The following is a 23,068-nucleotide window of genomic DNA, read 5'->3' on the forward strand; positions in this document are numbered from 1 at the left end:
AGCCGCGAGCGCACGCTCGCGGCGACCGCTATTCGGCTCCTTCGAGCGCCTCTTCGCGGGGATAGACGCGAACGAGCACGATTCTCGGCCCGTTCATCTTCTTCACGACGATATCGAAGCGGTCGAAGCCTACGCGCTGCCCTTCCGATGGCAGATCGCCCAGCGCGTTGATGACGAGCCCACCGACCGACTCAGCGCGGCCCTCGTCGATATCGATACCGAGCGCACGCTCGAGCGACACCACGGGCAGCGAGCCCTTGCCCATCAGCGTGCCGTCGTCCATGCGCGACCAGTCTGCGTCGCCCTGGCGGAATTCATCGTGAATCTGGCCGACGAGCGCGCCGAGCAGGTTATCGAGCGTGATGAAGCCGATCGGCTTCGCGCCCTTCCTTCCGACGATGGCGAGATGCGGCGCGCCCTTGCGGAACTGCCGGAAAAGTTCGAGCGCGGACAGGTTCGGCGCGACATATTGCACCGGCCTCGCGTGGCGCGCGAGCTTCTCCAGCTTGCTCGCGTCCTTCGTGATGCTGAAGCTGAACGTGCGGCTCGCGGGCCCGCGTTCCAGCAGCAAGTCCTTGAGATGGACCATGCCGATCACGCGCTCGCCCGAGGCGTCCGCATACAGCGGATACCGGCTGAAGCGATGCCGCGAGATCACCGCCAGGTTGTCGCGGGCCGGCAAGTCGTTGCGCAGGCCGACGAGCTCGTGCGCCGGCCGCATCAGGTCCGAGACCGTCATGCGGCTGAAATCGAGCGAATGCGCGATGGTGTTCCACTCGTCCGCGTTATACGACGACGCGCCGCCATGACGCCGGCCGCGCAGGATCAGCTTGAGTTCATCGGTGGAATAGTGCGCGTCGTGACCATGCTCGCCGGACATGCCGAAGAGCCGCAGCACGAGGTTCGCGCTCGTGTTGAGCACCCAGATGAACGGGTACATCAGCCAGTAGAAACCGTAGAGCGGCGTGGCGAGCCACAAGCCCACCTGTTCCGCGCGGCGAATGGCCCACGACTTCGGCGCGAGTTCGCCGACGACGATATGCAGGAACGAAATGACGGAGAACGCGAAGAAGAGCGAGACGGACTCGACCACCTTCTCGGACTGCACGCCGACGAGCGCAAAAAGCGGATGCAGCAGCGTGGCGAACGCGGGCTCGCCGACCCAGCCCAGCCCGAGCGACGCCAGCGTGATGCCGAGCTGGCAAGCGGAGAGATAGGCGTCGAGCTGCCCGTGGACTTTGGCGAGCAGCTGGCCGGGCAAGCCATTGGTCCGCGCGAGGGCCTTGACGCGCGTCGCCCTCAGTTTGACGAGGCCGAATTCCGCCGCAACGAAAAAACCGTTGAGGGCGACCAGCAACAATGCGCCGACCAGCGCGACAACCTGAGCCAAAGCAACTCTCTTCGAAAATGGAAAGCGTCAGTATATGGGCGACAGGCAATCGAAAGTCAAATCACATTCCCGCGACCGCGATACGCGCCGATAGCACGGCCTCCTCGCCATCGACGATATTCGCGTGCTCGAAGCCGCCGCCATGCGCCTCGGCCACGCGCTTGCAGAGCGCGAGCCCCCACGCGATGCGTCCGGCTTCGCGCGGCTCCAGCGCCTGCCGGCGCGCGAACGCTTCGAGCGCGTGCGGCGCCGACGCATCGGTGAGCGCCTGCGCCGATGTCGTGAAGCGCACGTCCGTGCGCCACATGCCGCCTTCCACGACGCTCGACACCTGCACGGTCGCATCGCGCGGGCTGGCTTCGGCAGCGAAGGCGAGCATCAGCCAGAGCATTTGCGTGAGACGCTCGGGATCGCCTTCGACCTGCTCTTCGGCCAACGGCGATTCCACTGCAAACGTGACGCCGCGCGAGCGCGCACTACTCGCCCGCGCGAGCGCCACGCTCTTGTCGAGCAGCGGACGCACGGCCACCGGCGCCAGCGACAGCGAGACGGCCCGCGTTTCGGCGCGCGTCGTATCGACGGATTGCTCGATCAGCTTGACCTGCTGCTCCACGCCCGAACGGATGCCCGTCAGCGCGCGTTGCGCGGCGGGATCTTTCGCGTCGACCTTGCGTTCGAGCACGTAGCCCCAGCTGTGAATGGCATTGAGCGGGCCGCGCAGGTCATGCGAGACGATGGACAGCACGTGATCGCGCATGAAAAGCGCCGCCTCCGCCCGCAGATGCGCGACGCGGCCGACGGTCGCCTCCTCGGATGCGTTCGCGGACGGCGAGACGACGAGCGTCACGGTGTCCGCGGACGGCAGCGCGAGAATGGCGAAGCTGCGCGTGGCGTCGTCGTCATCGAAAGCGACATGGGCGCGGCGTATGCCGTTGCCCGCGAGCGCGGCATCCGCGGCTTCGGCGAGCGCGGCGGCGAGCGGCTTGGGCAGCGGCGTGTCGTCGAGCGCGCGATTGCCGAGGGCAGCGGCATCGAGTTCGAAGAGATGGGCGAACGTGGCGTCGGCCGAGACGCAGCGCAGGGCTGCGTCCACCACCAGCACGCCGTCATTTCCTGCGCCGACCGGATCGCCGGATTGCGCGCCTCCGCGTTCGACCGAACTTGAGAAAGACGTGGTCACGGTTGTTAGTCCTTGCATGTATCCATGTTGCAGTTGATGACGCTGGAGCAGATGCGTGCCGGTCGCGGGATGAGCGCCGTGCGCGATGCAAGCCGTGCGGCCTTTTAGCTGCCACCTCGGGTACGGCGGTTTCGTCAGCCCATTATAGGGGAGCGCCGAACGCGCCTGCCGCGCGACGAAGCCCTGCTTGCATCGGCTCGCGGCCATCCGCTATGCAATTGAGCAAGCGGCGTGCGTGGCCGCCACGCTCAGGCTCGCTTCCGCATGGCCGTGCGGCATGCGTGCGTCGTCGAACGTTAGCGCCTTACAAAAAGCTATATGCTGCGTTCCGAAGATAGCGCACGGATCGGTTGGCCTCATGAGCCGCTTGGGAAGTCATGGCCATGAACGGGGAATTCGAATGGACACCGGTCCGACAACGCCGCTCTCGGCCACGGTAATCTCAATTAAAAAACCTCAACCGGTGACACGAGCCTATGACACGCGCCCGCAGCGACGCGCCGACCCTGCTGTCGGTAATCATCCCGGCCTATAATGTCGAGCACTATATTGCCGACTCGCTCGAATCGGCCCTTTCTCAGCCCCGATCCGGCGAGCTCGAAATCATCGTGATCGACGACGGTTCCACCGACCGCACGCTCGACCGCATTCGCGCCGTCCAGCGCACGCAGCGCGGCGCGCATATCCGGGTCATTCACCAGGAGAACCGGGGCGTGTCGGCGGCCCGCAATCGCGCGATCGAGCATGCGTCGTCGCCGTATATCGGTTTCCTCGATGCCGACGACGTGTGGTCCGCGGACTTCACCGCGAAGATTCTGCCCTTGCTCGACACATCGGCCGCCGACATCATCGAATTCAACGTCGGCATCATCAATTCGCAGGGAAAGGCGATCGACCACGTGCGACTGATCGATCCCGCGACGGTCGGGCCGCGTCCTTGTGATCTCTTCGCGCTGCTCGACTTTGCGCGCGTGTATCAGGTGTTTCCGGCGGCTCGCGTGTACAAGCGCGAACTGTGGGACGGCATCCGCTTTCCGGCCGGGCGCGTCTATGAAGACGCCTCCGCGATTCCGCTGGTCTATGCCCGCGCGAAGACATTGCATCGTCTTGCGGACGAGCTATATTCTTATCGCCGCCGCGCGGGCAGCATCACGACCCGCGCGACGCCGTACACGGTGACGAGTCTTGCCACGTGCGCGGAGGAAACGCTCGCGCGCTGCAACGGCGGCCCGCACGATCCATTTTGGCTTGCGATGTTTCAGAAGGTCTTCGCGTATGCTTGCTTTCAGGCGGCACGCGTCGATGGCGAAGCCTTCGAAGAATCGATGCGTATCGTCGAGGCCACCGCCGCGCGGTATCGGCTCTTTGCTTCGCACCGCACGGACACGCCGAGGGACTTGCGCTTTCATAAGAGCATCGTCGCGGACCGGCGCTGGTTTCAGACGAAGCGCATCGTGAAGCGCGCGCTCGGCATGGAATTGCGCGCGCCGGTCGCAACGGCGCGTGCGCTCGCCGCAAGCGATCTCGCCGGCAACACTGCCGCGCATCAATAACGACGACAATCGAACGCACGCATGCAGATCTATCCGCTAAGACCGGGCTTCACCGCCGGCGACTGGTTCGACCTCGCAGTGCAGCCGGGTTCCCGCTTTTGCATCGCCATCTATCAGCAGCGTGGCGGCGAGAACATGGAGAGCGTCGGCGGCGTGGCCGTGAAGTCCGGCGGCAGCGTGCGTGCCGAAGTGAAGAGCGGCAGGGTCGTGTTTCAGTCGCCGGGAAAGGCAAGACCCATGCGCTTCGACGAGGACTGGGGCTGGCCCGTCATCGCGATCAGGCCGAACACGGCCACCCTGGAGAGCGGCGCGTATGCCGCCATCGCCTATGAAGTCGATGCGAACGGTGAACCGCTGACCGACCTCGGACGCCGCGCCGCCGCGCACAAGCCCATCTTCGCGGGACCGCCCGACAGCGACAGCATGGCGCTCGTCATCGCAAGGCCGCGCAAGCCCTCGGCCGATCTCGCGTATATCGTGCCGATCAACACGTACCACGCGTACAACTCGATGGGCGGCGGATGCTATTACGGCGATCCGATTCATCGCACGCAGCAGCAAACGCGCGTGAGCCTCTTGCGTCCGGGCGGCGGTCTCGGCGCGCAGCTCGGCGAACCGATCGATCCTTATGATCCCCGGTCGCCGCGTCAACAGTTCACGCATTGGGACGCGAAGTTCATTCGCTGGCTGCGCAACGAAGGCATGTCATGCGACTTCTATACCGATCACGACCTGCATCGCAGCACACATCTGAAGCTGGATGAATATCGCTGCATGCTGAGCGTCGGGCATCATGAGTACTGGTCGAGCGAGATGCGCGAGCGCGTCGCGCGTTTCATCGCGCAGGGCGGCAACGTCGCGATCTTCAGCGGCAATACGTGCTTTCGGCCGGTCGATTTCGGCGATGCTCCAAACGAAGGCGTTTTTTCGATCATGAATCGCCTGGCCGGCCAGTGGCCGGGTTACGATGAGTCAAACCTCATCGGCTTGAGCTACGGCTACGGCGGCGGCAAGTATGGCGTATGGAAGCGCCTGCGCGGCGGATGGATCAGGCGCGAGCGTGAAGCAATCGGCTTCACGGTGCGTCGCGTGGATCATTGGGCCTTTGCGGGCACGGGACTGCGTGACGGACAAACTTTCGGTGCAGCGGACCGGCTCGTCGGCTATGAAGTGGATGGCGTGCCGCGCGAACCGAACGGATTCGTGAAGCTTGCCGATACCGTGAAGCTCGAAGGCTGGGACATGGGCGGCGCCGGTGCAATGGGCGTCTTTCAGCCGCACGTTCACGGCGGCCTCGCACGGGGACTCGTGTTCAACGGCGGCACGACGGACTGGGCGCGTGTGCTCATGGACCCGAACGCAGAGAGCCGGACGGTCGTCGATCAGATCACGCGCAATGTCGTGCGCAGGTTCATCGGCTTGCCGCCGCATTGCATCGCCCGCCATGATGTACTGATCGACGAAGCAACCGACCCCACGCACGATAGTCTCGACAACGCCTCCGCTTGAGTCGCTCGACCATCGCGCTTCCCTCCTGAGCCGTGCAAGCACACGCGCGCCGAATCGTGCGTGTGCCAACCCACTGAAGAATTCTTTTTTTTCCTGTTAAATGCGCGTTACGTGTGTCCGCGTCATACTCGTGCTTCATAGTGCGATACGGGCGCGCAGCCGTCATGAGGTCGCATCGTTATCTCGCGCATGACTCTTCGCTCACTCGCTGTCAGGCCAAGACGCGGGTGCCTCACCCCCTTTGGCCTTGCGCCCTGCCGTTGCAAACCACGCGTTCGACGAAACTATTCGTCCGATGCGTTGTCTGGCAATGGCCCTCCGAGGGGCGCATATGCTTTAGTCATGTGTGAGTCAGCATTTTTTGCGTCATCGAAATCAAGCACAGCACTCAAGCCGGGAAAAATCGCTCAATGGCATCTTTTCGAAAGAACTTCACGATTCTGATGACGTTGCAGGTATCGACCTACCTCGCACCGCTCCTGACGCTGCCGTGGCTCGCACGCGTTCTCGGGCCGAGCGAATATGGACGGCTTTCCTTCGCCATGGCTTTCACGGCGTATTTCATCACCCTGACCAACTTCAGCTTTTCTCTGACAGCAACACCCAAGATATCCATCAATCGAGAAAATCGCGCGGTGCGTTCCCAGATTTTCTGGGAAACCATGTATGCGCAAATTGCGCTGTCCGCTCTGGGCTTTCTCGTGCTGCTCGTGCTCACGTTCGCCGTGCCGACGCTTGCGGAAAACCGACAGCTGCTGCTCGTCGGTTTCGGCATGGCCATCGGCTCGATGCTCATTCCCACCTGGTACTTCCAGGGCGTGGAAGACCTCGGTGTGATCAGTGCGCTCGTGTTCGTGGGACGCGCGCTCAGCATCCCCGCGATGTATCTCTTCGTGCGCCATCACGACGACGTCAACAACGCCATGCTGGTCAACACGCTCGTGCCGCTCGGCTCGGGCGTCGCCATTTGCATCTATTTGTATTTTCGACGTGACATCGACTTCGTTCACGTCTCGCTCAAGACAGTCATCGATCGCCTGAAGGACGGCTGGAGCGTGTTCATGGCGACATCGCTCGTCGATATCTATGCATCGAGCAACATCGTGCTCTTGACCTTCATCTCGGGCAACGTCGCAGGCGGTTACTTCGCGGCAGCGGACAAGCTGATACGCGCGGCGCTCAACATGCTGAGGCCGCTCAAGACGGCGGCTTATCCGCGCGTGAGCTTCCTGATGCACCATGCACGCGAAGATGCATTCGCGTTCCTGCGCAAGATGTTCGTGGTGCAAGGCACGATCGTTTCGCTCATTTCCGTCGGCATTTTCTTCGGCGCGCCGATGGCCGTGAAGCTCCTGTACGGCCCGCAGTTCGCGCCGACGGTCGACGTGCTGCGCTGGATGGCCTTCGTTCCGCTGATGTCCGGCCTGACCGATCTCTTTGGCGTTCAGACCATGCTCCCGCTCGGCATGAAGACGCATTTCAGCCGCGTGTTGATCGGTTCGGCAATACTGAACTTTAGCCTGCTTGCGGTGCTCGCCAAGCTGTTCGGCGAACAGGGCGCGGCGGCAACGGTCCTTGTTGTCGAGACTGCCATTGCCGCAGCCATGGCGTTCACACTGCATCTCGAAGGCGTGCCCTTGCTCAAGCGCCCCATGACGCCTGGAGGCGCGGGTTGAGAGGGCTGGCCCGTTTCCTGCGTCTTCACGTGGGCTGTTCTTCCTGATCGCCCCGGTTTTCCTTCGCACCCCGGATTCGCCCGGACTGTCCTGCTATAAAAGTTTCATGGTCGACGTGCCAAAGCTGCACGTCGGCTGATAAAGCTTTTGTCGCTTGCTTGCGCGCTACTCTGAAAGTTGCACCGATGTATGTGGGCTAGCGCACGGACGGACGACATTTCGGGGCTTAAGGTACTCGGTATCTATCCTTATTGTGAGCGGCAGCATGAAACAAGACGACCTATCGTTCGAGCGCGTGCAGAGGCTGGTCGAGCGCGCTGAAAACCTGCGTATGCAATCCGCTGCGGTGCCGGTCAAGGATCTCCGTATCCTGCTGGACGTATGCGAAATAGCGTTTGCGCAACGGACCATGTCCGACATCAAGACAGAACCCGAAGTCAATTGACTTCGCCATCATTAGTAAAGTCCGTTTGGATTGGCCGAGTACGGGAATGCATGACATGCCCGGGCGTGTCAGCGTGCGCGTCGATAACTCACTGCGGCCAATAAATGAATGACCAATAGGCTTTACGTTCCATGCGGATTTTTTTTTCAGGCAGCGCCGAAGCGTTCAGTCGCGCGGCAGTGCGTTTGCGCTCACGGCCTGCCTGAGCTCCGCCGGAAAAAAGTCTGTTGGGGCTTGACGGGGCGCGCCGGTGCGGACAAACAGGCAAGTCCCGGCCGGTAACACGCATTGGCGTCTGTTCGGGGAATGACGCAAGACACGGCGAAGGCTCTCTATTCGCAAACGGGGTGTACGGGGTGTACGGGGTGTATAGGCGATGCATGACGACCGAGTGGTCGATGCCACACTCGGTTAGCGATGCTGCGCGCCTAGTTCCGTTTTTTGTGTTTTCCTTTGAACGTGGATGCGCCCTTGCCGTCTGAGCATGCTGCACATGGCGATATGTGGGTTACCGACCATTGATAACGACAAGACCGCTGTTCTTCTCCATTGCGATTGCCGCGGGGCGCACGGCAATACGCTATTCGAAGAGTCAAATATGAAAGAGATCGTCCATATAACAGAAGCGTTCGGAGGCGGGGTTCTCTCGATGCTCACCCAGCTTTCGAATCGCGCAGCGGCCGCAGGAGTCGGCGTAACGATCCTTCATTCCATCAGGCAGGAAACCCCAGAAAACTTCGAGAAGCTGTTCCACCCGGCGGTCAGACTCCGGCACGTCAGCATGTGCCGCGAAGTGCATCCGAAGAACGACTGGATCGGCGTGCGCGATCTGTCCCGCGCGCTGCGCGAATGCGATCCGTCGGTCGTGCATCTGCATTCGTCGAAGGCCGGCGTGCTCGGACGCGTCGCCGCGCGCATTGCCGCGCCGAAAGCGCGCGTCTTCTATTCGCCGCATGGTCTCTCGTTCTTGCGTCGCGATGTCTCGCCCACCAAGCAATTCGCGTATCTCACGTTCGAGCGCATCGCGGCGCGCATGGGCGGAACCATCGTCGCGTGTTCGACGAGCGAGTTGCGCGAGATCGAAACGAAGGTCAACCCGCCTGACGCGCGAATGATCGAGAACGGCGTGAACGTGGCCGAGATTCCGCCTCGCATCGAGAAGACGGGCGGCGAGCTCGTCATCGGCATGAGCGGGCGCGCCTCGTACCAGAAGAATCATGAAGCATTTGTGAAGCTGGCCACAGACTTGCACGCGCCTTCGGTTAAGTTCTTGTGGATAGGCGGCAATGTCGAAGAACTGCCGGGCCAGTCGCGCGGCGACGTGACATGCAGCGGATGGGTGACGCGCGAGCGCGCGCTGGAACTGACATCGGAACTCGACATCTATGTGCAGACATCGCGCTGGGAAGGCATGCCCATCGCGCTGATCGAAGCGCAGGTGGCCGGCATCCCGGCCGTCGTCACCGATGTGGTCGGCAATCGCGATGTCGTGCAGCACGGCGTGACGGGCTTCGTCGCGAAGAGCGCCGAAGAGATGGAAGGCTATATCGTGCGTCTGCGGGATGATGCCGAGTTGCGCAAGCGCATGGGCGCCGTCGCGCGAGCGTCGGCATGCAAACGGTTTTCGATGGACGCGATCTTTCGCCAATGGCTTTCGATGTATGAGTTCGGCTCCGACCGACATTCGCGCGAACCGCTCGGCACGAACGAAGTCGCATCGTATGAGACCAGCTCCGATTCACAGTTCTGACGCGTAAGACATGGATACTTCCTTCGCCCCCAACAAGCTTGTCTACAACGGCCGCTTCACGAGCCAGAAAACCACCGGCGTGCAGCGCGTCGCGCGCGAGCTCGTTGCCGCGTTGATGAAGCTGCCCGAAGGCTCGCACGTGACGCTGGCCGTGCCGCCGCAAGCCGGCCTCGTGCCGGTGGACGGCGTCCCGACCGTCGAACTCGGTTTCGGCAAGGGCGTGTTCTGGGAGCAGATCGTACTGCCGCTTTTCGCAGGGCGTTCGCGCATCGTCAATCTCAGCAACTCAGGCTCGATCTTCCGGCCGAACCAGATCATCTACATGCACGATGCCGCGGTGTTCGACACCCCCGCGCATTTCTCGTGGAAGTTCCGCATGTGGTATCGCGTGATGTTCTGGATTCTCGCGCGCACGTCGAGCTGCGTGATGACGAACTCCGAGTTCTCGCGTGACCGTCTTGCGCATCATGTCGGCGTCGATCCGCGGCGTATCGGCGTGGTGCCGCTCGCGGCGGATCATCTCGATCACATCGTGCCGGATACATCGGTCATCGGCGATCTGAAGCTCACGCCGAACCGCTACGTTCTCGCTGTCAGCAGCATGAATCCGACGAAGAACTTCAAGCGCCTCGTCGAAGCGTTCATGCGACTGAACGATCCGTCCATCGATCTCGTCATCGTCGGCATGAAGAACGCGACGATCTTCGGCAAGGCGCAGGACTTGTCGAGCGCGCCGAATATCAAGCAGGCGGGCTACGTGAGCGATGAAAAGCTCAAGGCGCTCTATCAGCATGCCGCCTGCTTTCTCTACCCTTCGATTTACGAAGGCTTCGGCATTCCGCCTCTGGAAGCCATGCGCAACGGCTGCCCCACGCTGGTGGGACGCGCAGCCGCGCTGCCGGAAACGTGCGGCGATGCGTCCGTTTACTGCGATCCTTTCTCGGTCGAAGACATCGCCGCGAAGCTGCGCGAACTGCTGGACTCGCCGCAACTGAGCGACGAACTCAGACGCCGGGGACTCGCGCATGCAGAGCGGTACCGCTGGACCGAAAGCGCGCGAATGCTGATGCAGTTCATAAATAGACGATGAAGCCCGCAAACGCGTGCGACAGGGGAAAGACAGTGAACGTTGGAATTTATTGCGACTCAGGCATCAACGGTGGGCACGAGGAGATGCTCAAGCGTTTCATGCTCGCGCTCATTTCGAGCGGTAACGTCGATACGATCCAGATACTCGTGCCGAAGGGCAACGCGGCGCTTTATCGCTACGTGAGCGATCTGAGCCGCCAGAATGCGAAGGTCCGCACGATCGGCCTCGCTTACACGGCGGAATCGATTCGTGGCGACCTCTTCGCGCTGCTGCGCGCGATTCGATCGACGGCGGCGACGCTGCGCACGCTGCATCTTTCAAAGCTGCTGATTGCGCAAGGCACGATTGCGTCGGGTATCGCCGGGCTTCTGGCGGCGCGTTATGCGCGCGTGCCGACGCTGAGCTATCTGCCGCTCGTGGACGAAGTGCCCGAGAACCCAGGCGTTACCGGCAAGATCAAATGGCTCATCAAGCGCGTGCTGCACCGCATGCCCGATGAATTCGTCACGCTCAACGAACATCTGCGCGGCAAGTTGCGCGCGCTCGCGCCGCAGGCGCGCACGATGATTCTCGAGAACTATGTCGACGACCGCTTCAGCCGTACGATGCTGACCAAGCCCGAGGCCCGCGCCGCGCTCGGTTTGCCGGACGATGGAACCACGATCATCGCGCATATCGGCCGCATCAACTTCAAGCAGAAGCGTCAGGACTTCCTGATGGAAGCCATCGAGCGGCATGCGGACGCGTTCAAACACACGATCGTCCTGATCGTCGGCGAAGGACCGGATGCGGCGCGCCTCGCCCGGATGGTCGATGCAAGTCCGGTGCTGTCGGCATGCGTGCGGATTGTCGGGCCGAAGAACGACGTGCTGCCCTACATCGTCGCGAGCGATACGCTCGTGTTGCCGTCGGCCTTCGAAGGCGTGCCGCTCGTGATGATCGAAGCGGTGCTCGCGGAGCGGCCTATCGTCGTGTCGCGTATTTCGGGTCTCGATTCGTACCTGCCCAATACGCTCCTCTTCCGTCCTGGCGACCACGGCGCGTTCGTCGAGCGCATCTTCGCCGCACGCGATGTCCCGATGACCGCGCTTGCCAGCAGCTTCCGCCGCCGCTTCTCGCGCGAAGCGTTCGATGCTCAGGCGCAAAACGTGATGATGCCCGCAATGCCGTGCCGCGGCGCATTCGAACCGGCATCGCCGCAACGCTCCGATGTTCCGGGCTGATCAGGCTTTCTCGTGAGGGATGAATGTTGAAGCGAAGGCTGTGGGTGGCGATCTCGTTTGTCGGCGTGCTGTTGTGCGGCTCGTCGGTGGTGCAGGCGCGAACCGGCGCGGTGCAGTCCGCACCATCCGATGCGCCGAAAGTGCAATGCGGCGACCGCACGAAGGGCGTGTTTTACGGCGTTGTCGGCCATCTCGAACATCGCGGCGCGTATCGCACGACCGACTTCGATCTGCAGATTTCGCAACTGCGCGATCTCGGCGTGACGATGTACGCGCAGGACGTATCGAGTGAAGACAGCGCGCATCTCGTCGCCGATTTCGCGCGGCGGGCCGCGAAATCCTGCATTGGCGTGCTGGCGCTCGTGACGCCGTTCGAACCGCAGAAGCGCGCGAACGAGCAGGAAACTTTCGAGCGCGGCTATGCGCTCGGCAAGACGGCGGGCCGCGTGCTGAAGGGTCTCGTCACGTACTACCAGGTCGGCAATGAGTACGACAACTGGACCATCCTGGGCTCCGACCGCAGCGGTGAGCATCCCTCGGACTATGACAACGCGCGGTTCATGAAAGCGCGCGGGTCGATACTGGGTCTGATCAAGGGCATACGCGAAACTAACCCGGACGCGAAGATTCTGCTCACGTCCTTCGGATGGCTGCATTACGGCTTCACGGACATGCTCTTTGCCGGCACGCAGCCGGACGGCACCAAGGGTCATCCCATTCCGCGCTGGGACATCACCGCGTGGCACTGGTATTCGAACATGGGCTCGATCACGGCGGCAGGCCCGCAAAAGGTCAATGTGCTCGAACGCCTGCGCGACAGCTACGGCAAGCCGATCTGGATCACGGAATTCGGCGTGCGCCCGGATCACGCGGACCCCGGCGGCTATTTGACCGGCAAGGATGCGCTTGCCGGCTTCGTCAAGGCGGCTAAAACGTACGACATTCAGAACGTCACGCTTTACGAACTCTACGACGACGAACGCTTCGGCGGCGACGGGAATTACGGCGTGATTCACGACGACGGGCAGACGCGCAAGCCGCGCTTCGGTGTCGTGCGCGACTTCATCAAAGCAAATCCGATGCCGTAGCGGAAAAAAGGTTAGGTATGAGGAATGGCGTTCGAGCCGAATCAGTAATTATCGCTTCAAACGCCTTTCGTGCAAGTGCCATAACCGCCACTTCGCAGTGTATTTCGTTCGCTACTTAACAGACGTAAGCACTTCGAGGCTGGAAGATTAGTCTGACGCTAAATAATTTTTGGGCGTATGGTGTCGATTCGCACACGCACGTGGGGCGAACACCCTTCCGTTGCAGATCGATAGAGCGCCGCGCCGATTCGCGCTCTCCTCGTTCGAGCGCAACTCGACGAGCCACACCGCCTGAAGCCTTGGGTCTCCCGGCCACGCCGGACACACAACACGAACGACGTAACGCGGCCAACCGCGCGGGCTTTGCGTTCCTGTCTGGCCCGGAAAACCACGCTCAACATTCGAACAGAGGATGCCGCCTTTGAACACGCTATACGTCAACTCTGGATCTTCGCGTCCTGGCAAGGACGACAATGAATTCACTGCGGGCGACATGATCAAGCTGCTGCGCGATCACATCGGCATGTTGCTGATGTTCATCGCCGCAGCCGCCGCGCTTGCCGCCGCCTATGCGTTCCTCGCGGAACCGATCTATTCGGCCGACGTCGTCGTGCGCGTCGATCCTCCCGATCCCAACGCACTCGGCATCGCGCCGCAGAATCAGATGCAGGGACAACAGGAGCAAGTGTCGCCCACTCAGCTCGCGCCCGCCGAAATCTCGGTGATGAAGAGCCGCTCGGTGCTGGAGCCTGTCGTCAACCAGTTCCATTTCGACGTCAAGGTCAAGCCGCATACGATGCCGGTGCTCGGCTGGATCGCGGGCATGTTCGCCAAGCGCGGCCAGCTCGCGCCCGCATGGTTCGGCATGAACTCGTACGCGTGGGGCGGCGAAGACCTGCGCATCACGCGTCTCGACGTTCCGCCCTCGCTCGAAGACGCGAAGCTCGACTTCACGCTGCTCGACAACAATCAGTATCAGCTCGAAGACCCGGACGGCAACGTCCTGTTGCGCGGCACGATCGGCAAACCCGCATCGGCGCACGGCGTGTCGATGCTCGTGGATGGCGCCGTCGGTCATCCGGGCGTGCACTTCGCGGTGACGCGCTACAACACGCTCGACGCCATCGATCTGCTGCTCAAGTCCATCAAGGTCGCGGAGTCCACGAAGGACACGGGCATCGTGGAGATTTCGTATAACGGCGACGATCCCGATCAAACCGCCGATGTCGCGAACGCGCTGGGCCAGGCTTATCTCGCGGCGGCTGTCGCAAGCCGTCAGGCCAACGACACGAAGACGCTCGAATTCATTCGCTCGGAACTGCCGCGCCTCGAACGCGACCTGAAGGACGCCGAGGGCCGCCTGAGCGCCTTCCGCGCGAAGTCGCAGTCGGTGCAGCCGATCAACGAAGCGCAGGCGTATCTGCAAGGCAGCATCACGTCGATGCAGCAGCTCGCGATGCTCCAGTTGCAGCGCACGCAAGCGTTGCAGCGCTTCACGCCGGACAGCCCGCAAGTTCGCAACCTCGACCAGCAGATCTCGCAATACGAGCAGACCAACAAGCAGATTCAATCGCGCTTCGACAGCATGCCCGCTTCCGAACGCCAGAGCGCCGAACTCACGCGCGATGCGCGCGTCGCGGAAACGGTCTACCTCGGCATGATGAACAAGGCCGAAGAGCTGTCGATCCGTCGCGCGAGCACGAGCGGCGGCGCGCATATCGTCGATAACGCGCTGCGTCCGCATCGTCCGGTGAAGCCGAACAAGCCGCTCGTGATCGTCGCGGGCACGGCGCTGGGCTTCTTCGTCGGCACGTTCTTCATCTTCCTGCGTCGTCACGCGATGATCGGCGTCACCGATCCGATGTTCGTCGAACGTACCCTCTCGGTGCCGGTGCTCGGCGAGGTGCTGTTCAGCCGCCAGCAGCAGTTGCTCGATCACGAAATCTCGGTTTCGCCGGTCGGACACGCGCTCGGTCACTCGGGCACGCAAGCGGGCAACGCGCCGAAGGCGTTGCCGCACATCAAGCGGGAAGCGCACGACGACATCACGATGCCGAATCTCGGCGATACCGACCGCGACGCCTTCGTGCTCGCGACGCGCTATCCGCACGATCCGGCCGTCGAAGCACTGCGCGCGGTGCGCACGGAGCTGTATCGCGATCTCGTGAATGCGCCGAACAACATCGTGATGCTGACCGGTCCGATTCCGTCGGCGGGCAAGAGCTTCGTCGCGGCTAATCTGTCCGTGCTGCTTGCGGAAATCGGCCTGCGCGTGCTCTTGATCGACGGCGACTTGCGCCGCGGCCATATCGCGTCGTTCTTCAAGCAATCGAATCCGGGCGGTCTCGCCGAAGTGCTGAAGGGCCAGGTGAGCACGGCCGACGCGATCCGTCAGGTCGGCGTGCCGGGGCTGTCGTTCATGTCGTGCGGCAGCTATCCGGAGAATCCTTCCGAACTGCTGATGATGCCGGGCTTCCGCGACATGCTCGCGCGCCTGAGCGACCAGTACGATCTCGTCATCATCGATACCCCGCCCTTCCTCGCCGTCACGGATGCGGCCATCGTCGCAAGCGATGCGGGCTCGACGGTTCTGGTCCTGCGCTCGGGCATCCAGAGCGAAGAGGAGATCGAAGAGACCGTCAAGAAGGTGCATCGCGCGGGCGGACGTCTGGTCGGCTCGGTGTTCAACGCCATTCCGAAGCGCCGCAGCAACCGCCGCACGTACGGCTATGCGGCGGCCTACACGAGCACCTTCAAGTCGGTGAACTGATGCACGTCTCGAAGCACCCGGCATGATTGCCTGAGCGAAGCGCCGCGTGCCTGTCACGCGGCGCTTCGTTTCAGGGTACGGCTTTTCGCGGCATCGCAATCATCGTCGCCGGCACGTTCGCGCGATGCGACAGCCACGCAAAACAAAAGACGCAGCAACCACTCTCTACGATGAAAGACAAAGCAACGCTGATCGACTCGTACTACCGCATCTGGGCCTTCGCGATGCCGGTCACGTCGTTCCTCGTGATTCCTTCCATTCAGGGCACGACGATCGGCTATCTCATGTGCTTCCTGTCCGTGCCGCTCGTGCTGCTGTTCGGCGGACGGTCGCGCAAGAGCTGGATGCACTTCGTGGGCGCGGCCATCTTCGTCTGGCTGCTGATGCTGTGCACGACGCAGCTTGCGGACGTGATGGCCCCGTTCGATCCCGACTTCAGCAAGATCGCGCTCGTTGACGACAAGGACCCGCTCACGTTCATCCTGCGCAAGAGCATGTTCACGCAGTCCATTTACGTGGCGGCGGTCGTGCTGTATGCGGCTTACGTGTACTACTACTATCGGCCGACGTGGGATCAGTGGATCTTCGCGGCGGTGACGCTCTTCGCCCTCTACGGCATCTATGAAGTCGTCTTCTACGTGCTGACGGGCTCGCCCGGCGACTTCATCTCGAACCGCGCGTTCGGCGACCAGTTCGGCCGAGGCATCGTGCGTTCGGACGGCACGGTGAACGGCAGTTCGTTCCAGACCGTGAGCGCGGGCGGCCTGTCGATACAGCGTCTCAAGGCGCTGACCGGCGAACCGTCGATGTACGCCATGTCCATCTTCCCCTTCTGGATCTACTTCAACGCGACGGCGCGCGTGCGCTGGCCAGTGTGGATCATCGGGCTGTCGCTCCTCATGAGTACGTCGTCGACGGTGCTGATCGGCTATGCGGTCTTCGCGCTCATCCGCATGCGCAAGCTCGGCATCAATCCGATCAAGGCGCTCATCGGCGTGTTTCTGCTCGCGGTGGTCGCGTTCGTTTTGCAGGACTACATCGCCGACCTGTTCCAGCAGATGGTGATGGACAAGCTCGAAGGGAAGAACGAGTCCGGCTCGGACCGCGCCATGCTGTTCTTCGAATCCTTGCGCTTGTGGGTGCATGCCTCGCCGCTCAACCAGCTATTCGGCATCGGCTTCGGCTATATCCGCTCCACTGACCTTTTCTCGACATTGCTCGTCAACACGGGCGTCGTCGGTCTCGTCGGCATCAGCGTGCTCATGCTCTACCCCGCGTTTAAGCTCGACTGGGACGCGCGCGGCATGGCGCTGCGCCAGTGCTGCGTGGCCACCTGGACCATGATGATGGTGTCGGTGCCCGAGTTCGCGTATCTCGCGCCGTGGACGTTCATCGCCATGGCGTACGTTCGCGTGCGCGCGCTCAAGCTCGCCAGAAAGGACACGCGCGAGGCCGTGCCGGGCAATGCGATGGAGTCCTCGTATATCAGCACCGACTTCGGCGTCAGCGTGAGTCCGAATGCCGGCGCGCGGCTCGGTTCGCCGATGAGCGCGAAGCGGCCGCGCATCCGCAGCCGCATGAATCCGCCCGGCCGTCACACCTGATCGCCGTGACTCGCTTCGTTGCCACGCTCTACAATGGTGGTTTCGACCATCGGCGTAGAGCCGTGCAACCAGGAGCAAGCAATGTCGACAGTCACGACCGATTCCGGTCTCAAGTATGAAGACGTCACCGTCGGCGAAGGCGCCGAAGCCGTCGCGGGCAAGACCGTCAGCGTGCATTACACCGGCTGGCTGACGGACGGCCAGAAGTTCGATTCCAGCAAGGACCGCAACGATCCTTTCGCCTTCGTGCTCGGCGGCGGCATGGTCATCAAGGGCTGGGACGAAGGCGTGCAAGGCATGAAGGTCGGCGGCGTGCGCCGTCTCACCATTCCGCCGCAACTCGGTTACGGCGCGCGCGGCGCGGGCGGCGTGATTCCGCCGAACGCCACGCTCGTCTTCGAAGTGGAATTGCTCGACGTCTGAGCATCGCGCATGAACGCGCCGGTCCATCGCCCTACCGTCTCGCTGCGCCGCTATGAAGCGGTGCAGGCGTCCGACGAGCACGACTTTCATCAGATCGTGCTCGGTTTCGATGGCGCGATGGGCATGGCGGTCGAGGGCGATGAATCGCATATCGACCGTCATCGCGCGTGGATCATTCCCGCCGGCGCGCGTCACGAGTACTGGGCCGAAGGCTTGAACCGCCAGCTCGTGCTCGATCTCCCCGCTTCATCCGTCGCGGTGCCGGCGCGCTTTTTCGAGCGTGCGCGCACCGTCGATCTCGATCCATCACTCACGCAGCTGGTCGCGAGCGTCGCAGTGCGTCTCGATAGCGGCGATAGCGCCCTGCCCGCGCACCTCGGATGGCAGGCGGCCACGCATCTGTGCGGCGCGTTGATGGCCGACGCGGGAGCATCGCTGACTGCGGACTGGCGCGGCCTCGACTTCGCGCGCATCGACCGATGGCTGCGCGCGCATCTCGGCGAGCCGCTGCGCATCGCGGACCTCGCCGCGCATTGCGGCTTCGGCATGCGGCGCTTTCACCAGTTGTTCAGCGAAGCGTTCGGCGAGACGCCGCATCGCTATCTGCTGCGCTTGCGCCTCGACGCCGCGCTGACCTTGCTCGCCGATCCGCGTGCGTCGCTCACGCATGTCGCGCTCGAAGTCGGTTTCGCGGACCAGAGCGCGTTCACGCATGCGTTCTCGAAACGCTTCGGCATCGCGCCGGGACAATGGCGAAGCGGCGGTTCCATGCGCGAGCAACAGACGCAAAAAAGCCCGCTCGTCTGATCGACCGAGCGGGCTTCTTCCAGCCAACCGCGAAGGCTTATTCCACCGACAGTTGCAGGTGCAATTGCGAACGCGCGGGACCGCCCTCCAGCGCCTCGCCCGCGATGTCGCGGTCCGTCTGCTCTTGCGGCGCGAGACGCGCGGTCTCGATGCGGTCGAGATAGTCCGTGGTGACGTCGCCGGTGATGTAGTTACCGTCGAAGCACGACGCCTCGAAATCCTTCAGCGCCGGATTGATGTCGCGGATCGCGCTCTTGAGGTCTTCGACGTCCTGATACACCAGATAGTCCGCGCCGATCATGCGCGCCACTTCCTCGTCGCTGCGGCCATGCGCGACGAGTTCGCCGCGCGTCGGCATGTCGATGCCGTACACGTTCGGAAACTTCACCGGCGGCGCAGCGGACGCGAAAATGACCTTGTTCGCGCCCGCGTCGCGCGCCATCTGCACGATTTCGTGCGAAGTCGTGCCGCGCACGATGGAATCGTCCACGATCAGCACGTTCTTGCCCTTGAACTCGATGCCCATTGCGTTCAGCTTCTGGCGCACGGATTTCTTGCGCACCGCCTGGCCCGGCATGATGAACGTGCGGCCCACGTAGCGGTTCTTGAAGAACCCTTCGCGGTATTCGACGCCGAGCTTCGCGGCCACCTGCATCGCGGCGGGGCGCGACGAATCGGGAATCGGCATCACGACGTCGATCGGCACGTCCGGCAGCACGCGCTTGATCTTCTCGGCGAGATAGTCGCCCATGCGCAAACGCGCGTTGTAGACCGGCACGCCGTCGAGGCACGAATCCGGACGCGCCAGATACACGAGCTCGAAAATGCACGGATTGAGCACCGGCTTTTCGGCGCATTGATGACTGTGCAGATTGCCGTCGGCGTCGATGAAAATGGCTTCGCCCGGCTCGATGTCGCGCACGAATTCGAACCCGATGCCTTCGATCGCCACCGATTCCGACGCCACCATCCACTCGACGCCCGTTGATGTTTCGAGCTTGCCGAGCACGAGCGGGCGGATGCCGAACGGATCACGGAACGCGACCAGCCCGTAGCCCGCGATCAGCGAAACGATCGCGTACGACCCCTTCACGCGCCGATGCACGCCCGCGACCGCCTTCCACAGCGCGGCTTCGTCCAGTTCCAGCCCGGAGCTGGCCAGTTGCAGTTCGTGCGCGAAGACGTTGAGCAGCACTTCGGTGTCGGAAGCGGTATTGATGTGCCGGCGATCGATGCGGAACATCTCGTCCTTCAACTGCATCCAGTTCGTGAGATTGCCGTTGTGCGCGAGGATGATGCCGAACGGCGCGTTCACGTAGAACGGCTGCGCTTCTTCCTCGTTCGACGCGGAACCCGCCGTCGGATAACGCACCTGGCCGATGCCGACGGTGCCCGGCAGGCTGCGCATGTTGCGCGTGCGGAACACGTCGCGCACCATACCGTTGGCCTTGTGCATGTGGAAGTTGTTGCCGTTCGCTGTCGCGATTCCCGCCGCATCCTGCCCGCGATGCTGCAGCAACAGCAGGCTGTCATAGATCAGCTGATTGACGGGGCTTTGGGAAACTACACCTACGATGCCGCACATGGCATGGTCCTTCAAAGAGTCGAAACGGTAGAAAGGCGTGCCGGCATTCACGCCGTGTCGAACGAGACCCGCGAACGGGCGCGTTCGGCGGCGACTGGCCGTCGCGCGTTCCTCGTGTAGCCTGCCGTTCGTCTATTGTGCGGCGCTTGGCGCCGTGTCGCCTGATTGCGGTGCGACGTGCACATACGCGGCGAGCGTATCGGGGAGGAGCGGTTTCAATTCGCGCACGCCTTGCTCGGCCGTGGGCCGCAGCAGCGCGTTACGCCAAAAATCCTTCTGCGGCAATTCAGTCAGACCTGCGAGCGCGACCAGAATCACCACCAATATAGCGCCTCGGACGAGGCCGAACAGCAAGCCCAGCGAGCGATCCACGCCGCGCAGGCCGGTCACTTCCGTGATGCGCGTGAGCAGCGCCGACAGCACGCTCGACAGCAGCAGCACCGCGCCGACCACCAGCAAAAACGCGACGAGCCATTGAGTCAGCGCGCCGCCTGGCCAGCTTGCCGGGATATATGGCACCACCACGCCCACGAAGCGGCCCGCGACCAGAATGGCGGCGATCCATCCGACCAGCCCGAACGCCTCGGCGAGCAGTCCGCGCCACATGCCGCGCAATGCTGACAGGCCGATCACGGCCATCACGGCGTAGTCGAAACTCGTGAACATCGGCGCTTAGTTCGACGCCGACCGCTTGCCGCCGGCAAGACCCGCCTGCCGCACCTTGACGAGCGCGGCGGACGCCGACGCGCGATCCGGGAACGGCCCCGCACGCAACAGCGCGCGGGAGGAACCATCCGACTGCTGACGATGTTCGAGATATGCGGGCACGCCCGCGGCTTTCAACTTGTTGACCCAGTTCTGCGCGGCGGTGTCGTCGTCGAACGTGCCGATCTGGAGCACGAAACGACTTCCTGCGGGCGACGCGGGCGTGTTCGCCGCGCTCGATGCCGGGCTTGCCGTGCTGTCCGTTTCCGGCGCCGGTTGAGTCTGCGGCCTGGCGGTTTGCCTGGCGACCGCCGCCGGTTTGCTGTCCGGCTTCGCTTCGGGCTTCGCTTCTGCCTTCGCTTCGGGCTTCGCTTCTGCCCGCGCTGCGGGCTTAGCCTGCGCCGCCGTAGCGGGCGTCGAGGCCGACGGTGTCGGCTGCGTCACGCCTGCGGCCACGTTGCCGGTGTCGGCAGCCGCGGCAGCGGGCGCGTCATGCGCGACGCCTGCTTGCGTGTCGGCGTCGTTGGCCTCGCGCGATGGCTTCGCGCTGGGCGTGGCGCGGCTCGGAATATCGATGGAAATATCGTCGGCGACCGGCTTCGGACGCGAATCCAGCACCATCGGCAGAACAATGACCGCCGCCAGCACCAGCGCGATGGCGCCAACCAGCCTGCGGCGTGCGCGCTGCTTCTCGGGAAGCGTGGGGTCGAGCATCATGGCGTCGGCATCGGGACGCTCGGTACGGCGCGTGCGGCGCTCAGTGCGAACGGTATGACGCGAGCCGCGCGGGGAATCCGAGTATGCGTCGCTCGCGGCGCGTGCGTCGTCTTTCTTGCCCAACGAGAAAAGTCCCATGTATGGCTTAATGCGAAAAGCTCAGACGGCCAGCCGTCTCAGTGATGCTGCGATTTGCGGTAGGCCATGACGCCAGCCACCGTATAGAAACTACCGAAAACCACGATTCTATCATTTTCGGACGCCCGGCTTAACGCATCTCGAAATGCATCGGCCGGGGTGTCGAATCGTGCAACGCTGCTGTCGGGGCCGTCGTTGACACCGGCATCGCGCAGAACGGCTTGAAGACGGTCGGCTGCGGCCGCACGCGGCGTCGGCAGCGCGGTCACGTTCCAGTGGTCGATTTCGCCCGCGAGCTGCTTCACGATGCCCTCGATGTCCTTATCGCCCATCGCGCCGAAAACCGCGTAGGTGTACGGGAAATAGCCCATGTTGCCGAGGTTTTGCGCGAGCACGGCGGCGGCGTGCGGATTGTGCGCGACATCGAGGATGATTTGCGGCTTGCCCGGCAGCACCTGGAAGCGTCCGGCCAATTCCACGTTCGCGAGCCCGAGACGAATGTCCTGCGCGGAAACCGGCAGCCGGTCGCGCAGCGCCTCCAGCGCGGCCAGCGCCGCCGACGTATTGATGAGCTGGTTCGCTCCGCGCAGCGCCGGATACGCGAGCGCCGCGCGCCGCTGCGTGCGGCCGATATAGCTCCACTGCTGACGTTCGTTGCCCGGTTGCGCTTCGTAGCGAAAATCGCGGCCGACGAGCCACAGGTCCGCGCCCACGGCCTCGGCGTGATCGATCAGACTTTGCGGCGGCGAAGGATCGCCGCACACGGCCGGCTTGCCGGGACGGAAGATGCCCGCCTTCTCGAAGCCAATTTTCTCGCGCGTGTCGCCCAAAAAATCCGTATGGTCGATGTCGATGCTCGTCACCACGGCGCAGTCCGTATCGACGATATTGACGGCGTCCAGCCGCCCGCCGAGACCCACTTCCAGAATCACGGCATCCAGTCCGCGCGACGCGAACAGATGCAGGATGGCGAGCGTCGTGAACTCGAAGTACGTCAGCGAAACGGGATCGGGCAAGCTGGCGCGCGCCTTCTCCACGGCTTCGAAGTGTTCGAGCAGATCGGCATCGGCGGCGTCCTCGCCATCGATGCGAGCGCGCTCGTTGAACGACAGCAGATGCGGCGACGTATGACAGCCCACGCGATAGCCCGCGCGCAGCAGAATGCTTTCGAGGATCGCGCACGTCGAGCCCTTGCCGTTCGTGCCGCCGACGGTGATCACCGGGCAGTCGAAGCGCAGGCCGAGCGCGTCCTTCACGCGGCCGATGCGCGCCAGGCCCATGTCGATGCCAACCGGATGCGCCGCTTCCAGATGGGCGAGCCACGCGTCGAGAGTGGGAAATGTGGTCATGTTCGGTAGTCGGAAAAGCAAAAACGCCGCGCGGAACCTCGCGGTTCACGCGCGGCGCGGCGCGGG

At 63.1% G+C, this 23,068-nt stretch carries 18 protein-coding genes; 12 read left to right on the forward strand and 6 right to left on the reverse strand.

Going from position 1 to position 23,068, the window contains the following annotated elements:
- Positions 1-28: 28 nt before the first annotated feature.
- Both GV035_RS14980 and GV035_RS14985 read right to left on the reverse strand, forming a co-directional pair.
- Positions 29-1,390, reverse strand: coding sequence for a hemolysin family protein (locus GV035_RS14980; protein WP_159835832.1), 1,362 nt, complete (start codon positions 1,388-1,390; stop codon positions 29-31).
- 61 nt (positions 1,391-1,451) lie between these two features.
- Entirely contained in the window at positions 1,452-2,570 is a 1,119-nt protein-coding gene (locus GV035_RS14985; protein ID WP_328698918.1) for a sensor histidine kinase, read from the reverse strand.
- A gap of 476 nt (positions 2,571-3,046) precedes the next feature.
- Here GV035_RS14985 and GV035_RS14990 point away from each other — a divergent pair, with 476 nt between their 5' ends.
- The 12 genes from GV035_RS14990 (at position 3,047) to GV035_RS15045 (ending at position 18,508) form a co-directional block, all read left to right on the forward strand.
- Positions 3,047-4,123 (forward strand): glycosyltransferase family 2 protein, encoded by a 1,077-nt coding sequence (locus tag GV035_RS14990; protein ID WP_159835833.1) that lies wholly within the window; start codon positions 3,047-3,049, stop codon positions 4,121-4,123.
- 21 nt (positions 4,124-4,144) lie between these two features.
- Complete coding sequence (locus GV035_RS14995; RefSeq protein ID WP_159835834.1) at positions 4,145-5,632, forward strand: N,N-dimethylformamidase beta subunit family domain-containing protein; 1,488 nt, start codon at positions 4,145-4,147, stop codon at positions 5,630-5,632.
- A 410-nt stretch (positions 5,633-6,042) separates the two neighbouring features.
- Positions 6,043-7,308: a flippase gene (locus tag GV035_RS15000; protein WP_159835835.1), complete on the forward strand. Its 1,266-nt coding sequence runs from the start codon at positions 6,043-6,045 to the stop codon at positions 7,306-7,308.
- Between the two features lie 265 nt (positions 7,309-7,573).
- Positions 7,574-7,753 carry a hypothetical protein gene (locus GV035_RS15005; RefSeq protein ID WP_159835836.1) on the forward strand — a complete coding sequence of 60 codons (180 nt, stop codon included), beginning with the start codon at positions 7,574-7,576 and terminating at the stop codon, positions 7,751-7,753.
- Positions 7,754-8,351: 598 nt separating this feature from the next.
- Positions 8,352-9,503 (forward strand): glycosyltransferase, encoded by a 1,152-nt coding sequence (locus tag GV035_RS15010; protein ID WP_159835837.1) that lies wholly within the window; start codon positions 8,352-8,354, stop codon positions 9,501-9,503.
- A 10-nt stretch (positions 9,504-9,513) separates the two neighbouring features.
- Entirely contained in the window at positions 9,514-10,593 is a 1,080-nt protein-coding gene (locus tag GV035_RS15015) for a glycosyltransferase family 4 protein (RefSeq protein ID WP_159835838.1), read from the forward strand.
- A gap of 32 nt (positions 10,594-10,625) precedes the next feature.
- Positions 10,626-11,816 (forward strand): glycosyltransferase, encoded by a 1,191-nt coding sequence (locus tag GV035_RS15020; RefSeq protein ID WP_159835839.1) that lies wholly within the window; start codon positions 10,626-10,628, stop codon positions 11,814-11,816.
- 23 nt (positions 11,817-11,839) lie between these two features.
- Positions 11,840-12,904: a glycosyl hydrolase gene (locus GV035_RS15025; RefSeq protein ID WP_159835840.1), complete on the forward strand. Its 1,065-nt coding sequence runs from the start codon at positions 11,840-11,842 to the stop codon at positions 12,902-12,904.
- A gap of 412 nt (positions 12,905-13,316) precedes the next feature.
- A complete protein-coding gene (locus tag GV035_RS15030; RefSeq protein WP_328698919.1) occupies positions 13,317-15,674 on the forward strand; it encodes a polysaccharide biosynthesis tyrosine autokinase in 2,358 nt (785 codons plus the stop codon).
- A 170-nt stretch (positions 15,675-15,844) separates the two neighbouring features.
- On the forward strand, positions 15,845-17,278 hold the full coding sequence (locus GV035_RS15035) for a hypothetical protein (protein WP_236572618.1): 1,434 nt from the start codon (positions 15,845-15,847) through the stop codon (positions 17,276-17,278).
- An 81-nt stretch (positions 17,279-17,359) separates the two neighbouring features.
- Positions 17,360-17,701 (forward strand): FKBP-type peptidyl-prolyl cis-trans isomerase, encoded by a 342-nt coding sequence (locus tag GV035_RS15040; RefSeq protein ID WP_040049973.1) that lies wholly within the window; start codon positions 17,360-17,362, stop codon positions 17,699-17,701.
- Between the two features lie 9 nt (positions 17,702-17,710).
- Positions 17,711-18,508 (forward strand): helix-turn-helix transcriptional regulator, encoded by a 798-nt coding sequence (locus GV035_RS15045; RefSeq protein ID WP_159835842.1) that lies wholly within the window; start codon positions 17,711-17,713, stop codon positions 18,506-18,508.
- 37 nt (positions 18,509-18,545) lie between these two features.
- Here GV035_RS15045 and purF read toward each other — a convergent pair whose 3' ends face one another.
- The 4 genes from purF to folC form a co-directional block, all read right to left on the reverse strand.
- The gene (purF, locus tag GV035_RS15050; RefSeq protein ID WP_159835843.1) at positions 18,546-20,093 is read right to left on the reverse strand and encodes an amidophosphoribosyltransferase; all 1,548 of its coding nucleotides are present in this window, start codon (positions 20,091-20,093) and stop codon (positions 18,546-18,548) included.
- Between the two features lie 132 nt (positions 20,094-20,225).
- Complete coding sequence (locus tag GV035_RS15055) at positions 20,226-20,759, reverse strand: CvpA family protein (protein WP_159835844.1); 534 nt, start codon at positions 20,757-20,759, stop codon at positions 20,226-20,228.
- 6 nt (positions 20,760-20,765) lie between these two features.
- Positions 20,766-21,653, reverse strand: a complete 888-nt coding sequence (locus tag GV035_RS15060) for an SPOR domain-containing protein (protein WP_159835845.1) — start codon at positions 21,651-21,653, stop codon at positions 20,766-20,768.
- A gap of 38 nt (positions 21,654-21,691) precedes the next feature.
- Positions 21,692-23,002, reverse strand: coding sequence for a bifunctional tetrahydrofolate synthase/dihydrofolate synthase (gene folC, locus GV035_RS15065; RefSeq protein WP_159835846.1), 1,311 nt, complete (start codon positions 23,000-23,002; stop codon positions 21,692-21,694).
- Positions 23,003-23,068: the final 66 nt, after the last annotated feature.

Source organism: Burkholderia sp. 8Y (assembly GCF_902506145.1).
In the GTDB taxonomy this organism is placed as follows: domain Bacteria; phylum Pseudomonadota; class Gammaproteobacteria; order Burkholderiales; family Burkholderiaceae; genus Caballeronia.

Bases quoted from the DNA above. Each gene is read 5' to 3' on its own strand.
- GV035_RS14990 (WP_159835833.1), top strand. From the start codon at position 3,047: ATGACACGCGCCCGCAGCGACGCGCCGACCCTGCTGTCGGTAATCATC.
- GV035_RS14995 (WP_159835834.1), top strand. From the start codon at position 4,145: ATGCAGATCTATCCGCTAAGACCGGGCTTCACCGCCGGCGACTGGTTC.
- GV035_RS15000 (WP_159835835.1), top strand. From the start codon at position 6,043: ATGGCATCTTTTCGAAAGAACTTCACGATTCTGATGACGTTGCAGGTA.
- GV035_RS15005 (WP_159835836.1), top strand. From the start codon at position 7,574: ATGAAACAAGACGACCTATCGTTCGAGCGCGTGCAGAGGCTGGTCGAG.
- GV035_RS15010 (WP_159835837.1), top strand. From the start codon at position 8,352: ATGAAAGAGATCGTCCATATAACAGAAGCGTTCGGAGGCGGGGTTCTC.
- GV035_RS15015 (WP_159835838.1), top strand. From the start codon at position 9,514: ATGGATACTTCCTTCGCCCCCAACAAGCTTGTCTACAACGGCCGCTTC.
- GV035_RS15025 (WP_159835840.1), top strand. From the start codon at position 11,840: ATGTTGAAGCGAAGGCTGTGGGTGGCGATCTCGTTTGTCGGCGTGCTG.
- GV035_RS15030 (WP_328698919.1), top strand. From the start codon at position 13,317: ATGCCGCCTTTGAACACGCTATACGTCAACTCTGGATCTTCGCGTCCT.
- GV035_RS15035 (WP_236572618.1), top strand. From the start codon at position 15,845: ATGAAAGACAAAGCAACGCTGATCGACTCGTACTACCGCATCTGGGCC.
- GV035_RS15040 (WP_040049973.1), top strand. From the start codon at position 17,360: ATGTCGACAGTCACGACCGATTCCGGTCTCAAGTATGAAGACGTCACC.
- GV035_RS15045 (WP_159835842.1), top strand. From the start codon at position 17,711: ATGAACGCGCCGGTCCATCGCCCTACCGTCTCGCTGCGCCGCTATGAA.
- purF (WP_159835843.1), bottom strand. From the start codon at position 20,093: ATGTGCGGCATCGTAGGTGTAGTTTCCCAAAGCCCCGTCAATCAGCTG.
- GV035_RS15055 (WP_159835844.1), bottom strand. From the start codon at position 20,759: ATGTTCACGAGTTTCGACTACGCCGTGATGGCCGTGATCGGCCTGTCA.
- GV035_RS15060 (WP_159835845.1), bottom strand. From the start codon at position 21,653: ATGGGACTTTTCTCGTTGGGCAAGAAAGACGACGCACGCGCCGCGAGC.
- folC (WP_159835846.1), bottom strand. From the start codon at position 23,002: ATGACCACATTTCCCACTCTCGACGCGTGGCTCGCCCATCTGGAAGCG.